The organism is Acidithiobacillus sp. TH-A36 (assembly GCF_057473445.1).
Genome location: NZ_JBYCKP010000311.1, coordinates 1 through 1,414, shown reverse-complemented (window position 1 = coordinate 1,414; position 1,414 = coordinate 1). Strand labels below are relative to the sequence as shown.

Below are 1,414 nucleotides of genomic sequence, written 5' to 3'. Positions count from 1 at the left end.
TGCCGGCCCAGCACGCGGCCATCCGAAAAATCTGCGAGGCTTTGGTGAAAAATGGGCTTTCCGAACAAAAAAGCCGCTTGCAGGAAGAACGGCAACGACTGGAAGCACAAAAGCAGAGTGTATTGAGTCTGAAAGAGCGCACCGAAGAAAAGGTCCCCAAACTCATCGCACAACATCAGGCCTTGTTACAGCGTTTTCATGCCGACCGCTTGCATTTCGAAGCGCAAAGCCAGCGGTTTCATCAGGCGGTTGAGGAACATCTGCTGACGCCCTTATCGCCGCATGATTTCGATGTGATCATTAACCAGGCTCGGGCGGAAATGCTTTCGGCCTGGACGACGAGCGGCATTGTCGAGCGGTTGCGCCAGTTTTTCAGTGAGGCCATTGCGCATTTTGACCGGGCCTTGTCTGGGGCACAAACCGTTTCGGAGGGATTTGCTGCGGAATACCAGGCGTTGCAGGCACAATATGCCCTGCCGGATCTCAAAACGGTGCCTTATGCGATGATGCCGCGAAGAGCGGAGCTGCTGGCCATGGCGGAAACCTATGAGCGTTTCGGAAAGACCATGGAAATTGCCGTGAACACGCAAGGTGCGGTGGTCCGCAAAATGTTTCTGACCGTGGCGATGCGCACAAGAGACTTCGTGATGGAAACGCGTCGGGATGCGGAAAGCTGGGTGGACAGAATCATGACCGTCATGGACCAGCAACTCCAGCGTTTCGAAGCGCAGACGGAAGAAGAATTACAGGCCCTGCAACAGATTGCCAAAGCCGTGGATTTTGTGGAAACGCGCGTGCAGCAACTGGAGCAGGCGCTGATGGCGGTACAGAGCAAGGAAGAACGGCTTAACCAGGCCGCATTCCCTTTCATGAAATTGATGGCCGCCGACATTATGGCGTCGTCAGCTTCCACCTAAACATCCAGATCGGCCGTCCAGCCATCCCTTTCCATCCATGCCCGGCGCTCCCCCGCCGACTGTTTGCCCATGAGCAGATTGAAGCGTTCCTGCAAAAAGGCTTGTTCGGAAAGTGTCATGGTGAGGGGGACCAATGACCGGGTATCTGGACACAAAGCTGTTTCCCAGAGTTGATCTGGATTCATCTCGCCCAGGCCCTTGAAACGCTGAACCGAAATAGCGGATTCCTTGACGCCTTCAGCGCGAAGACGCTCCATGGCCGCATCCCGCTCTGCTTCGGCTTCACAGTAAATCTTGCGGGCCTTGCCGCGCCAGGTAGTATCTACCCGATACAGGGGCGGCTTCACCACAAATACATGCCCACGCCGGAGGAGTGCCGGAAAATGGCGCAGGAACAGCGTTAAAATCAGCACCTGAATATGGCTCCCATCCACATCGGCATCCGAAAGAATCATGATTTTGCCGTAGCGCAACCCCGCCAGCACCTGTTCGGGATC

2 pseudogenes are annotated in these 1,414 nt (G+C 55.5%); one reads left to right on the top strand and one right to left on the bottom strand.

Annotated features, from left to right (window positions below):
• Nucleotides 1-917, top strand: a pseudogene (locus AC2VLY_RS08315) (dynamin family protein); the annotation flags it as partial.
• Here AC2VLY_RS08315 and AC2VLY_RS08310 read toward each other — a convergent pair.
• Nucleotides 914-1,414: pseudogene (locus AC2VLY_RS08310) on the bottom strand (DNA topoisomerase IV subunit B); the annotation flags it as partial. The pseudogenes AC2VLY_RS08315 and AC2VLY_RS08310 sit on opposite strands and share 4 nt — an antisense overlap.